The organism is Cellulomonas wangsupingiae (genome assembly GCF_024508275.1).
GTDB classification, from domain to species: Bacteria; Actinomycetota; Actinomycetes; order Actinomycetales; family Cellulomonadaceae; genus Cellulomonas; species Cellulomonas wangsupingiae.
This window is the reverse complement of sequence record NZ_CP101989.1, coordinates 2,547,994-2,560,742: the sequence shown is the minus strand read 5'-3', so window position 1 is coordinate 2,560,742 and position 12,749 is coordinate 2,547,994. Positions and strand designations below refer to the sequence as shown.

Annotated in this window: 12 protein-coding genes and 1 tRNA gene; 7 read left to right on the top strand and 6 right to left on the bottom strand. The window is 75.8% G+C overall.

Annotated features, from left to right (window positions below; translation table 11 throughout):
• The first annotated feature begins 56 nt into the window (after positions 1–56).
• The 4 genes from rsfS to NP075_RS11865 all read left to right on the top strand — a co-directional run bounded on the left by rsfS (position 57) and on the right by NP075_RS11865 (position 4,052).
• Positions 57–440, top strand: a complete 384-nt coding sequence (gene rsfS, locus NP075_RS11880; protein ID WP_227566588.1) for a ribosome silencing factor — start codon at positions 57–59, stop codon at positions 438–440.
• Positions 440–1,135, top strand: coding sequence for a histidine phosphatase family protein (locus NP075_RS11875; protein WP_227566609.1), 696 nt, complete (start codon positions 440–442; stop codon positions 1,133–1,135). The genes rsfS and NP075_RS11875 overlap by 1 nt, the downstream gene beginning before the upstream one ends.
• A 122-nt stretch (positions 1,136–1,257) precedes the next feature.
• Positions 1,258–1,330 (top strand) — tRNA-Ala (locus NP075_RS11870).
• A 166-nt stretch (positions 1,331–1,496) separates the two neighbouring features.
• Positions 1,497–4,052 carry a LuxR C-terminal-related transcriptional regulator gene (locus NP075_RS11865; protein ID WP_227566589.1) on the top strand — a complete coding sequence of 852 codons (2,556 nt, stop codon included), beginning with the start codon at positions 1,497–1,499 and terminating at the stop codon, positions 4,050–4,052.
• A 12-nt stretch (positions 4,053–4,064) separates the two neighbouring features.
• On the opposite strand, the gene NP075_RS11860 is transcribed toward NP075_RS11865, so the two are convergent.
• The gene (locus NP075_RS11860; RefSeq protein WP_227566590.1) at positions 4,065–4,286 is read right to left on the bottom strand and encodes a DUF8691 family protein; all 222 of its coding nucleotides are present in this window, start codon (positions 4,284–4,286) and stop codon (positions 4,065–4,067) included.
• A 178-nt stretch (positions 4,287–4,464) separates the two neighbouring features.
• On the opposite strand from NP075_RS11860, the gene NP075_RS11855 reads away from it, so the two are divergent.
• Positions 4,465–4,878 (top strand): hypothetical protein, encoded by a 414-nt coding sequence (locus tag NP075_RS11855; protein ID WP_227566591.1) that lies wholly within the window; start codon positions 4,465–4,467, stop codon positions 4,876–4,878.
• Between the two features lie 25 nt (positions 4,879–4,903).
• Here the strand turns inward: NP075_RS11855 and NP075_RS11850 are convergent, their stop codons facing one another.
• Positions 4,904–5,194, bottom strand: coding sequence for a DUF1330 domain-containing protein (locus NP075_RS11850; protein WP_227566592.1), 291 nt, complete (start codon positions 5,192–5,194; stop codon positions 4,904–4,906).
• 243 nt (positions 5,195–5,437) lie between these two features.
• Here NP075_RS11850 and NP075_RS11845 point away from each other — a divergent pair, with 243 nt between their 5' ends.
• Positions 5,438–7,018 carry a pectate lyase family protein gene (locus NP075_RS11845; protein WP_227566593.1) on the top strand — a complete coding sequence of 527 codons (1,581 nt, stop codon included), beginning with the start codon at positions 5,438–5,440 and terminating at the stop codon, positions 7,016–7,018.
• A gap of 54 nt (positions 7,019–7,072) precedes the next feature.
• Here NP075_RS11845 and NP075_RS11840 read toward each other — a convergent pair whose 3' ends face one another.
• Genes NP075_RS11840 through NP075_RS11830 form a run of 3 tightly spaced genes read right to left on the bottom strand, consistent with a single transcriptional unit; the run spans position 7,073 to position 8,380 of the window.
• A complete protein-coding gene (locus tag NP075_RS11840) occupies positions 7,073–7,342 on the bottom strand; it encodes a hypothetical protein (RefSeq protein WP_227566594.1) in 270 nt (89 codons plus the stop codon).
• A gap of 55 nt (positions 7,343–7,397) precedes the next feature.
• Entirely contained in the window at positions 7,398–7,910 is a 513-nt protein-coding gene (locus tag NP075_RS11835; protein ID WP_227566595.1) for a MarR family winged helix-turn-helix transcriptional regulator, read from the bottom strand.
• Between the two features lie 32 nt (positions 7,911–7,942).
• Positions 7,943–8,380, bottom strand: a complete 438-nt coding sequence (locus NP075_RS11830; RefSeq protein WP_227566596.1) for a hypothetical protein — start codon at positions 8,378–8,380, stop codon at positions 7,943–7,945.
• Positions 8,381–8,487: 107 nt separating this feature from the next.
• Between NP075_RS11830 and NP075_RS11825 the strand changes: the two genes are divergently transcribed.
• Positions 8,488–11,163: a phosphoenolpyruvate carboxylase gene (locus tag NP075_RS11825; RefSeq protein WP_227566597.1), complete on the top strand. Its 2,676-nt coding sequence runs from the start codon at positions 8,488–8,490 to the stop codon at positions 11,161–11,163.
• A gap of 79 nt (positions 11,164–11,242) precedes the next feature.
• Here NP075_RS11825 and NP075_RS11820 read toward each other — a convergent pair whose 3' ends face one another.
• Positions 11,243–12,739: an AAA family ATPase gene (locus NP075_RS11820; protein ID WP_227566598.1), complete on the bottom strand. Its 1,497-nt coding sequence runs from the start codon at positions 12,737–12,739 to the stop codon at positions 11,243–11,245.
• Positions 12,740–12,749: the final 10 nt, after the last annotated feature.

Genomic DNA, 12,749 nt, shown 5'->3' with positions numbered 1-12,749 from the left:
CCTTCCGGCGTCGCGCCGCCCGGCCGACGCCGTCCCGACAGACCCGAGGAGCCACCGTGCCCGCGAGCCCCCGTGCGATCGAGCTGGCCCATGCCGCCGCCCGCGCCGCATCCGACCTCAAGGCGCAGGAGATCATCGCGCTCGACGTGAGCGAGCAGCTGGTGCTCACCGACGTCTTCCTCATCGCGTCCGGCACCAACGAGCGGCAGGTCGGCGGCATCGTCGACGCCGTCGAGGAGGCCCTGCACCACCTGGGTGCCAAGCCGGTGCGTCGCGAGGGCAAGGCGCAGGGCCGGTGGGTCCTCATCGACTTCGGCGAGATCGTCGTCCACGTGCAGCACGCCGAGGACCGGGTCTACTACGCCCTCGAGCGGCTCTGGAAGGACTGCCCCCTCATCGAGCTGCCCCCGGAGGAGCGCGGCGAGCAGGCGGACGCGTGATGCAGCACCTCCTGCTCTGGCGCCACGCCCGCACGGCCTACAACTCCCAGGCGCGGCTGCAGGGGCAGATCGACATCCCGCTGGACGAGGTCGGCCACTGGCAGGCCCGCACGGCGGCGGCGCGCATCGCCGCCCGGCACCGTCCCGTGCGGATCGTCGCCTCCGACCTGACCCGTGCTGCCGACACGGCCGGCTACCTGAGCCGCGCGCTCGACGTGCCCGTCGAGCTGGACCCGCGGCTGCGTGAGCGCGGGTTCGGTGCGTGGGAGGGCATGACGGGCCACGAGATCGAGGCGCGCTGGCCCGGTGAGTTCCAGGCGTGGCGCGCCGGGGGCGACCCGGTCGGCGTCGGTGCCGAGGCCCGGGCGGACGTGGCGGCGCGCGTCGGCGAGGCGGTGCTCGACCAGGTGGCACGCACCGCCGGCCGGGGGAGCCTCGTGATCGTCTCGCACGGCTCGGCGCTCGGCTCGCTGGTGGCCGAGTTGCTGGGGCAGGACCCCGCGTGGCGCGGGGTCGTCGGCATGCACAACGCGCACTGGGCCGAGCTGCTGGGGTCCGGCCCCGGCGTCGACCCGGCGTGGCGTCTGCTGGGCTACAACCTGGGTCCCACGGACGCGTCGTCGGACTGGAACGCGGGGCCGGACCCGGAGCCTGTCGACGCGGACGCCGACGACACGACCCGCGACCCGGACTGACGTCACGGGGCGGTGGGACGGGCTGCGCCCGGCCCCCGCGGGACGCGATTGGCGTTCCGCCGCTCGTTCGTCCTAGACTCTCGGGGCGCCCCTCGGGGCGTCGAGGTCCGCTCGCGGACCACGGGGCTGTGGCGCAGCTGGTAGCGCACCTGCATGGCATGCAGGGGGTCAGGGGTTCGAGTCCCCTCAGCTCCACCGGACGTTCGCTCAGAGGCCACGACGGATCCTGGACACAGGGACCGACGTGGCCTCTGGTCGTTGCAGGGCAGGTCGTGCCGCCGCCCCTCCCACGCGCAGTGGCCGGAGTGTCGCTCGTCACAGCGGGTTGTACGCTGCGACGAGGTTCTCCGGGGGGAGAGACATGCTCGGTCATGTCGCACGTGAGCCGTTCGCGGGTGTGGGCGTCCCTGCCCTGCGTCTCAGTCCGCCCGACCTCCCGGCGGACCTCGTGGACCGTCCGCGGTGCCACGCGGACGTCGAGGAGAGCACCTGCACGGTGATCACGGCACCCGCCGGGTACGGCAAGTCCACCCTCGCCGCCTCGTGGGCCGCGACCACCCCGGGGCCGGTCGCCTGGGCCACGCTCGACGCCTACGACGACGGGCTGCGGCTGCTGCGCCTGCTGGTGGCCGCGCTGGGCCGGTCGGTCCCCGTGCTCGCCGGGCCGCTGGCGGCACTGGGCGACGCGCTGCGCGGGGGCCGCCTCGACGTCGCGGCCGGCGTCGACGAGCTGCTGTCCGCGCTCGACGCCCTCGACGGCCCGGTGCACCTCGTCCTCGACGACGTGCACGAGCTGCCGACCTCGTCGCTGCGGGGCGTGCTCGGGCCGCTGGTGCGGTACCGGCCCGAGGCCCTGCGCCTCGTCCTGGTCAGCCGGTACGACGCGGTCCTGCCGCTGCACCGGCTGCGCCTGAGCGGTCGCCTCCACGAGGTGCGGTCCGACCAGCTGGCGTTCACCGTCGCCGAGGTCGCCCGCCTGGCGGCGCACGTCCGCGCGGGCGTCGACGACGTGACCGTCCGCCGGCTGCACGCCGTCACCGGGGGATGGCCCGTCGCCGTGCGGCTCGCGCTGGCGGCACCGGGCGCCGGCGACCTGGGGGAGAGGCTGACGCGCGCCCAGGCGGCTGCCGTGCCCCTGACCGGGTACTTCGTCGAGGAGGTCCTGGACGGGCTGCCGTCCCGGCTGCGCACCTTCGTGCTGCGTGCCAGCGCCGCGGGCACCGTGGACCCCGTGCTCGCCGCCGCGCTGGCTCCCGACGGTGCCGCGGCGCTCGAGGAGTGCGTGCACCGCGGCCTGTTCCTCACGGCGCGCGCCCCCGACGGCTCCGCGCCCTACACGTGGCACGCGCTGTTCGCGGCGCACGCGCGGATCACGTACGAGCGGACGGACCCGGCCGGCGCGGCGCAGGCGCACCGGGTGGTCGCCGCGCACGTCCGCGTCGCCGACCCGGTGGCGGGTGTGACGCACGCGCTCGCCGCCGGCGATCCGGGCCTCGCGGTCGAGATCCTCGCGGAGCGGTGGCCCGACCTGCTCGTCCGGGGCGACGCGCAGGTGGTCGAGCGGCTCGTGGCCCGCATCCCGGTCGCCGTGGGCGACAGCCCCGACCTGCAGGTCGCCCTCGCCGCGAGCAGGGCGTACCTGGCGGCCCCCGCGGGCCGCTGGACGGACGACGCGCCGGCTGCCGGTGCCGTGCGCCACCTCGTGGAGCTGTTCGTCGGCGACCGGCGGCCCCCGCTGCCGCAGGCCGTCGCCGCGGGGCGTGCGCTCGTCGACGGTGGGCCCCTGCCCCCGGCGACGCGCGCGCTCGGCCTGTACCTGCTCGGCCGTGCCGAGGTGCACGAGCCGACGTCGGGCGGCGACGCGATCGGGCTGCTGGAGGAGGGGGCGGCGCTCGCGGGTGCGCACGAGTGGCCGGGCGTGCGCGTCGGCTGCCTCGCGGAGTCGAGCCTCGCGCTGCTGGCGGCGGGGGCGACGTCCGCCGCGGAGGAGCGTGCGACGGACGCGCTGGCCGAGACGCGCCGGCACGGCTGGCGGCGCACCAGCGTCACCGGCACCGCGTCGCTGACGCTGGGGATCGCTGCGCACTGGCGCGACGACCTGACCGCCGGTGCGGCGCACCTCGCCGACGCCGCCGCGGCGGCGGCGCCCACGCGGCCCGACGTCGTGCTCCACGCCGCCGTGCTCCTCGCCATGACCGCGCTCGCGGCCGGTGACGCCGCGACGCTGGCCCGCGCCCACGCGCTGCTCGACGGCCCGCGCACGGGGCAGGTGCTGCCCACGCACCTGCCGGACCTGGTCGACATGCTCCGCGCCCACGAGCTGGACGTGCGCGGCGACCTCGACGGCGCGGTCGAGGCCGTGCGCGCGCTGCCCGCGGCGGCTCGGCACCCTCTCGCGCGGTGCTGGGAGGCCGACCTCCTGCTCCGGGCGGGCGACCGGGCAGGGTCGCAGCGCGCCCTCGGTGCGCTGCGGGGCCGCCAGGCGCGGCACGTGGAGGTGCTGGCGCTCCTCGTGCGGACCGCCGCGTCGCACGGCCACGCCGCGCACGTGCTGCTCGAGCGCGCGCTGCAGGTCGGCGCCCCGGAGGGAGCGGTCCGCGCGTTCCTCCAGGAGCCGTTGCGTCCGCTCCTGCTCGAGCACCTCGGCTGGAACGGCGGGCACGACGCGTTCGTCGCGCGGGTCCTGGCCCGGTTCGACTCGGCGCCGCGGCTGACGCGGGCCGGGTGGGACCTGACCGCGCGGGAACGGGACGTGCTGGCGTGCCTGCGGTCGCCCATGACGGCGGAGGAGATCGCGTCGTCCCTCTTCGTGTCCGTCAACACCGTCAAGACGCACCAGCGCGCCGTCTACCGCAAGCTCGGCGTGGAGAGCCGGCGCGAGGCGGTGCGGGTCGCCGCGTCGCGCGGGATGCTCTGACCGTCCGGGGGGTCAGCCGCGCGCGGTGCCGCCGGTGTCCTCCAGGGCGTACATCTCGGTGATCGGCACGCCCAGGTCCGTCAGGAGCGCGATGAGTCCGGCGAGCGCCGCCGCGTCCGGCACGCGGCAGGACAGCAGGGCGCCGTCCTCCGTCGGGGTCGCGACCACGTCGGCGTAGTCCGCCAGCGAGGACAGGTCGTGCACGGGAGCGACGACGCGGATGTGGTACAGCATCGGGTACCCCACTTCCGACGGGCCTGGGTCGACCCTGCCAGGGCGCCGCGGGCCGGGCCTCATCCGCACCGGGTGACAGCCCGCGCGCGCCGCGCGCTCATGCGCGGGGGGTGAGGCGCCGCGGCCGGACGCACCGCAGGCTCGGCAGGGCAGGGATCGACTCGTGAGAGGTGGGGCCATGCGTCGCAGCAGGGGGGTCCGGGTGACGGCAGTCCTGGCCGTGCTGCTGGCCGCGGCCGGCTGCTCCGACGACTCGACCGAGGCGAGCTCGACGCGCGCGTGCGACGCCGCGGACGACCTGGAGAAGGCGTTGTCGGACTTCGAGGACGCGCTGTCGCCCGAGGCCACGGTGGACGAGCTCCGGGACGCGCGGCAGCGGGTCGACGACGCGCAGGACGCGCTGGACGACGCCGCCGAGGACGTCGTGGAGGCCCGTGCCCGCGACGTCGAGGAGGCGTGGGACCGGTTGGACGACGACGTCAGCGGGCTGCGCGGCGACGAGACGGTCGGCGAGGCCGTCGACGCGCTGCGCACCGACGCAGCCGCCGTCCGGGACGCGCTGCGCGAGCTCGTCGCCGACGTGGACTGCTGAGCGGCGCCGGCCGGGACCGTCCCCGTCAGCGCACCTCGACCGGGAAGAGCTCCGTGCGCGCGACGACACGTTCGCGGTCGGCCGCCAGCCGCGCCCGCCGGGGGTCCGCCACGTACGCGTCCATCGCGGCGCGGTCGGGGAACCGGTAGACCTGCACCTCGTGCGGGTGCCCGTCGGCGCCGTCGCCCACGACGCGGTGCAGGACCTGGGCGCCGTGGTCCGCCACGAGCTCGAGGACCGCGTCCTCGTACCGCGTCATGGCGGCCTCCTGGCCCGGGGTGGCCCACAGCAGGCAGCACAGCGTCAGCTCGGCCATCCCGACAGTGTGCCCGCAGCGGACGGAAGTGGCGAGGGCCCCGAAGCGACCGGCGCCGCACGGCTATAGCATTCGCAGCGCTGCGCGCCCTTGTCGGCCGGGAAAGCGTTCGCCTACGTTTGAGAAACCGGTTTCTCACCGGCCCGCGGCGCGTCCACGCCGCGGACCTGCCGGCACAGGTCGGTCCGCGCCCCGGGGCGCCGGCCGCGACGACGCGTCGACGACGACGAGGAAGAGGCGACCATGAGACGACCACTGGCAGCACGAGCCCTGGCGACGGGGGCGGCTGCGGCCCTGGCAGCCGTGATCGGCGTGCAGGCCGCGGCACTGCCGGCGCAGGCGGCCACCGGCAGCGCGAACGGCTTCGCGTCCCAGAACGGCGGCACCACCGGCGGCGCGGGCGGCCAGACGGTCCGCGCGACCACGGGCACCGCGATCCACCAGGCGCTGTGCAGCCGCGCGAGCGCCGCCACGCCGATCGTCATCGAGGTGTCCGGCACGATCGACCACGGCAACACCGCGAAGGTGTCGGGCGACAGCTGCAGCACCGCGGCCGGTGTCGTCGAGCTGAAGGAGATCAGCAACGTCACGATCGTCGGCGTCGGCAGCGGTGCCGTGTTCGACCAGGTGGGGATCCACCTGCGCGACGCGCAGAACGTCATCATCCAGAACGTGACGGTCAGGAACGTCAAGAAGTCGGGCTCGCCCACGTCGAACGGCGGCGACGCCATCGGCATGGAGAGCGGTGTGAGCAACGTGTGGGTGGACCACGTGACGCTCGAGGCGTCCGGCGGCGAGTCCGAGGGCTACGACGGCCTGTTCGACATGAAGGCCGGCACGAGGTACGTGACGCTGTCCTACAGCATCCTGCGCAACTCCGGCCGCGGCGGCCTCGTCGGGTCGAGCGACAGCGACCTGGCCAACGGTCCGGTGACCTACCACCACAACCTCTTCCAGAACCTCGACTCCCGCGCACCCCTGCTGCGCGGCGCGACCGCGCACGTCTACAACAACCACTACCTGGGCATCAAGGAGTCCGGGATCAACGTGCGTGCGGGCGGCAGGGCCAAGGTCGACAACAACTACTTCGAGGACTCGAAGGACGTCCTCGGCACGTTCTACACCGACCTGCCCGGGTACTGGCAGGTCTCCGGCAACGTCTTCGACGGCGTCACGTGGTCGGCCGCGGGCGAGGACACCCGCCCGGCGGGACCGAACCCGACGTCCACGACGACGGTCTCGATCCCGTACGGCTACACGCTCGACGGTGCGAGCTGCGTGCCGGCGCTCGTGCGGGCGACCGCCGGGGCGAACACGGGCAACCGGGTCTCCGACGGGTCCTGCTCACCGCAGACCCCGACGCCGACGGCCGGCCCGACGGCGAGCCCCACGCCCGGCCCCACCGTCGGCCCGACGGCGAGCCCCACGCCGTCCCCGGCGCCCACGTCGTCGCCCACCGGCCAGAACCTCAGCATCGGCGCCGGGGCCGACGGCTCCGGCAAGGGCGGCGGCACGAGCTACGGGAACGCGATCGACGGCTCGACGAGCACCTGGTGGCAGCCGAGCGGCTCGACAGGCCGCATCTCGGTGAAGTGGGAGTCGGCCACGACGGTCGGACGGGTCGTCGTGCGTGAGGCGTCCGGCTCGGCCGGGGCCATCGGCTCGTGGCGCGTCGTGAACAACGACACCGGGGCGGTGCTCGCCACGGGGACCGGGGCGGGGACGATCCGCTTCGCCGCGACGTCGTTGCGGAAGCTCAACTTCGAGATCCTCGGCTCGTCCGGGACGCCGCGCGTCGCGGAGCTCGAGACGTACGCCGGCTGACGGCCCGAGCACGTCGCCGACGCGGGGCACCGCTGCCCCGCGTCGGCGCACGCGTCAGCGGGGGGCGTCGGGCCGGGCTGCCGCGGTGCCCGGCCCGACGTCCGGGACCGGCTCCTCGCTGCTCGCGCGTCCGGCCACGAACCGCGCCAGCGCGGGGTCGTCCGACTCGACCCGCTCCACGACCTCGCCGCCCGTGCAGGTCCACAGCCCGACGACGAGGCGCTCCCCGTCCGCGCCCAGGACGCGCCACACCGCCCCGGAGTCCTCCCAGCGCCGCAGGACCCCGACGACGTCCCGGGCGTCCGCGGCGTCCTGGCTCGTCATGGCGGCCCCGTCCGGCGCCGGTCGTGCGGGGCGCTCCCGGGACGACCCGTCCACGCTAGCGCCCTGGCTCGGGAGCACCCACCTCGTCGAGCGGCGGTGTCAGGCGCCCGTCGGGGTCCAGGCGCAGGAGCATCGTGCGCGTCAGCTCCTCCAGCTGGGCGACCTGCTCGGCGCTCAGCGCGTCGACGACGAGCGCGCGCGCCGCCGCCACGTGCCCGGGCGCCGTCCGCACGACGAGGTCCCACCCGGCGTCCGTGAGGTGGGCGTTGGTGGCCCGGCGGTCCTGCGCGCAGGGCGCGCGCTCCACGAGGCCCCGCTCCTCGAGGCGGCGCACGACGTGCGACAGGCGGGGGAGCGTCGCGTTGGTGCGCTGCGCGAGGGCCGACATGCGCAGCGTCCGGTCCCGCGCCTCGGACAGCATGGCCAGGACCTGGTACTCGAAGTGCGTCAGGCCGGCGTCGCGCTGCAGCTGGGAGTCGAGCCGGGCCGGCAGCAGCTCGGCGACGGTGACGAGGCCGAGCCACGCGCGCAGCTCGGCCGGAGTGAGCCAGGGGGTCTCGGAGGTCACGGCCCCATCCTGTCACGAGGTTGACGCGACAATCAGGCGTGGCCGTCCAGCCGGCGCAGCGGGACGCCGAGGATCGAGGGCTCCGGGGGCGGCAGCGTGTCGAGCCCCTCGGGCACCGGCGGGAACCCGTCCGGCGGGACGTCGCCCACCCACACCCGCCACGTCCCGTCCGCGCGGTGCACCGCACCGCGGACCATGAGCGTCGCGTCCCCCGCGGCGTCGAGCCGGACGGCGAGGTCCGGCGCCGCGTGCGCGGGGACGAAGCCCACGATGACGTTGCGCCAGACGAGGACGAGACGGTCGTCGGCGCCCCGGTCGACCTGCAGCCGGGCCGGGACGACGGTCGGGGCGGGGTGCTCGCCGAGCCCCAGCGCCGCGAGGAGGGAGCGCTGCATCGCCGGCGCCTCGGCCGCGCAGAAGCCCACGAGGACGTCCGCGGAGACCTCGGGCCGACGACGGAACAGGGGCACGCGCCCAGCATGCCACGGGACGTCGGACGCGTTGCGGGGCACGTCCGGCGGCGCCCACCGGCTGGGCGGCCGGGGCACCTGCCCGCCACGTCATCTACCTTTCTCCCGTGAACGAAGTGGAGAACGGGCCGGACGTCCCTCGAGGCGTCGTCAGCCATGAGGTACCGGAGCTCCTGCGCAACGACGTCCGGCTCCTCGGCGAGCTGCTCGGTCGTGTGCTGCGGGAGGCCGGGGGCGACGACCTGCTCGCCGACGTCGAGCGGCTGCGCGAGCTGGCGATCGCCTCGCACAGCGAGCCCAACGGTCATGCGCTGGACGAGGCGGAGGCACTCGTCGCCGGGTTCAGCCACGAGCGCGCCGAGCAGGTGGCCCGCGCCTTCACGTGCTACTTCCACCTGGCCAACCTGGCCGAGGAGTACCACCGGGTGCGGGTGCTGCACGACCGCGAGTCGCGGCTCGCGCCGCACGAGCTGGCGCCCGACGACTCGCTGCCGGCCGCGTACCAGCAGCTCGTCACCGAGGTCGGCGAGGACGAGGCGCGCGCCCGGCTGCGCGGCCTGGAGTTCCGGCCGGTCTTCACGGCGCACCCCACCGAGGCGCGTCGCCGCGCGGTGTCCCGCTCCATCCGGCGCGTCGCCGAGCTGGTCGCCGAACGGGACACGCTGCAGATCGGCGGGACGACGCTCGCCGAGAACGAGCGACGCCTGCTCGCCGAGATCGACACGCTGTGGCGCACGTCGCCGCTGCGTGCCGAGAAGCCCACGGTGATCGACGAGGTCGCGACCGTCCTGTCGATCTTCGACTCGACGCTCGCCGACGTGCTGCCGACCGTCTACCGGCGCCTCGACGACTGGCTCCTGGAGGACGCCGCCGGGACCACCGCCCCGGTCGTGGCGCCCTTCGCACGCCTCGGCACGTGGATCGGCGGGGACCGCGACGGCAACCCCAACGTCACGGCCGAGGTCACCCGCGCCGCCGCGGTGCTCGCGTCCGAGCACGCGCTCGACGCGCTGCTCGCCTCCGCGCGCCGCACCAGCGACGGCCTGACGCTGGACGGCTCCGGCACCCCGGCGTCCGCCGAGCTGCTGGCGCTCTGGCAGCGGCAGCGCTCGCTGTCCGACGCGATCACCGCGCGCATCGCGGGCGACGCGCCCAACGAGCCGCACCGGCGCGCCCTGCTGGGCGTCATCGAGCGCATCGCGGCCACGCGACGGCGCGACGCCGACCTCGCCTACGCCACCGCCGAGGAGCTCGAGTCGGACCTGCGCACGGTGCAGGCGTCCCTCGTCGCGGCCGGCGCGCGGCGGGCCGCGTACGGCGACCTGCAGCGCCTGATCTGGCAGGTGCAGACGTTCGGCTTCCACCTCGCGGAGCTCGAGGTACGCCAGCACTCGCAGGTCCACGCCGCGGCGCTCGCGGACATCGAGGAGCACGGCATCGACGGCGACCTGCAGCCGATGACCGTCGAGGTGCTCGACACGTTCCGGGCGCTCGGCACCGTGCAGCGGCGCTTCGGGGTCGACGCGGCGCGCCGCTACATCGTGTCCTTCACGCAGTCGGCCGACCACCTGCCCGCCGTCTACCGCCTCGCCGAGCTCGCCTTCGGCGGCACGGAGCACGCGCCCGTCATCGACGCGGTCCCGCTGTTCGAGACGTTCGCCGACCTGCAGAACAGCGTCGAGATCCTCGACGCGGCGCTCGCGCACCCGCGCGTGCAGGAGCGGCTGGCCGCGAACGGCCGCCGCGTCGAGGTCATGCTCGGGTACTCCGACTCCTCCAAGGACGTCGGCCCGGTCTCCGCGACGCTCGCGCTCGACGACGCGCAGCGCCGGATCGCCGAGTGGGCGCGGCGCAACGACATCGTGCTCACGCTCTTCCACGGCCGTGGCGGCGCTCTGGGCCGCGGCGGCGGCCCCGCGAACCGCGCGGTGCTCGCGCAGCCCCCGGGCTCGGTCGACGGCCGGTTCAAGCTCACCGAGCAGGGCGAGGTCATCTTCGCGCGCTACGGCGACCCGGACATCGCGACGCGGCACATCGAGCAGGTGACGGCGGCGACCCTGCTCGCCGACGCACCCAGCGTCGTGCGCCGCAACGACGAGGCGGCCGCGCGGTTCGCCGACCTCGCCGCCCGGCTCGACGCGTCGTCGCGCGAACGGTTCCACGCGCTCGTGCGCGCCGACGGGTTCCCGTCGTGGTTCGCGCAGGTGACGCCGCTCGAGGAGATCGGCCTGCTGCCGATCGGGTCGCGCCCGGCGCGGCGCGGGCTGTCCGTCTCGTCCCTGGACGACCTGCGGGCGATCCCGTGGGTGTTCTCGTGGTCGCAGGCCCGCATCAACCTGGCCGGGTGGTACGGCCTGGGCAGTGCGCTGGCGGCCGTCGGCGACGAGGCCGAGCTGCGCGCGGCGTACGCCGAGTGGCCGCTGTTCGCGACGATCATCGACAACGTCGAGATGTCGCTCGCCAAGACGGACGAGCGCATCGCCGCCCGGTACCTGGCGCTCGGCGACCGCGACGACCTGGCCCGGATGGTGCTCGACGAGATGGCGCTGACCCGTCGCTGGGTGCTCGCGACGACGGGCAGCACGGGCGTGCTGTCCCGCCGCCGGATCCTCGGCCGCGCCGTGCAGCTGCGCAGCCCGTACGTCGACGCGCTGTCGCTGCTGCAGCTGCGGGCGCTGCGCGGCCTGCGGACGGGGGAGGACCCCCAGTCGGCGGACGAGCTGCGCCGCCTGCTGCTGCTCAGCGTCAACGGCGTCGCCGCGGGCCTGCAGAACACCGGCTGACCGCGCGCACCCGCCCCCGTCCCGCCCTCGCGGCGGCGGCGGGGGCGTCGTGCTGCCCGGTGCCGCCGCGGTGGGCGGCTCAGCGCGCCGGGACGGTCCGGGTGGCCGCCCACGCCCGCAGCGCGCCGAGGCGTTCGGCCATCACCACGGACAGCGGGCGTGTCGCCCGCAGCTCGTCCAGCACGGCCGCCGCGTCGAGGTCGACGCCCCGCGCGTGCGCCGCGTACGTCGCGGCGACCACGGCCTGCTCGACCTCGGCACCGGAGAACCCGTGCGAGGCGGTCACGAGCGCCGGGACCTCGTCGCCGCGCAGCGTGAGCCCTCGGCGGGCGGCGTGCAGCCGCAGCAGCGCGTCGCGGGCGCCCTCGTCCGGCAGGTCGACGAAGAACAGCTCGTCGAAGCGGCCCTTGCGGACGAGCTCGGGCGGCAGCGCGGAGATGTCGTTCGCGGTCGCGGCGACGAAGACGCGGTGTCCGCGGTCGGCGAGCCAGGTGAGCAGCGTGCCCAGCACCCGGCGGGCCGAGCCGCCGTCACCGTCGCCGGTCGCGATCGCCTTCTCGATCTCGTCGACCCACAGCACGCACGGTGCGAGCGCGTCCGCGGCGGCGAGCGCGTCACGCAGCCGTCGCTCGGACTCGCCGACGTACTTGTCGTGCACGCCGGCCAGGTCGAGCCGCAGCAGCGGCACGCCGAGGATCGAGGCGGCGGCACGGGCGGCGAGGGACTTGCCGCACCCCTGCACGCCGACCAGCAGGACGCCGCGCGGCGCGTCGAGGTGCGGTGCCGTGCCGTCCATCGCCGGACGCCGCAGCACCAGCCAGCGCACCACCCGGTCGAGCCCGACGAGGTCACCGGGGGCGACCGTCGCGTACTCGTAGGACAGGACGCCGTCGGCGGCGAGCGCGTCGAACCGGGCCCGCTCGACGACCGGCACGTCGCGGTCCGTGAGGGCTCCGTCGTCGACGACCGCGCCGTGCGCGAGCCGGGCCACCTCGCCCCGCGACAGCCCGGCGAGGCGCTGCACGAGCAGCTCGCGGGCCCGCGGGTCGACGTGGGGGACCTGGCCGGTCACCTGGGACCACGCCGCGACGGTGCGGTCGACGATGAGCCCGCGCTCCGCGGGGGACGGGAACGACACGGGCACGCGCACGGCGAGGTGCTCGACCTCCCGCGGCAGGACGAGCGCGCGCGACACGAGCACGAGCGTGCTGCGCAGCCCCATGGGCCGCTGCGCGACGTCCTTGAGCAGCCGGACGACGACGGGGTCGTCGAACCACGGGTGCAGGTCGAGGAGCACGTGGACGGCGGGCTCGACGGAGTCCGCGATCGTGCGCAGGAGGGCCGGTGGCTCGCTGTTGTGCCGCTGGGCGCCGCCGAGGTCCACGTCGAGCCGGCGCAGACCGTCGGTGACGCTCCACCGGAAGACGGGCTGCGGCGGCCGGCCGCCCGGCGGGCGGGAGGCAGCACGCAGGACCAGCTCGACGGCGCCGCCCTCGTCGTCGGTCTCGAGGACGATGATCGGGGTTCGTGCGGCCACGAGCGCCGCGAGGTCGTCGCGCGTGGGCTCCGGTTGCACGCAGGCGAGG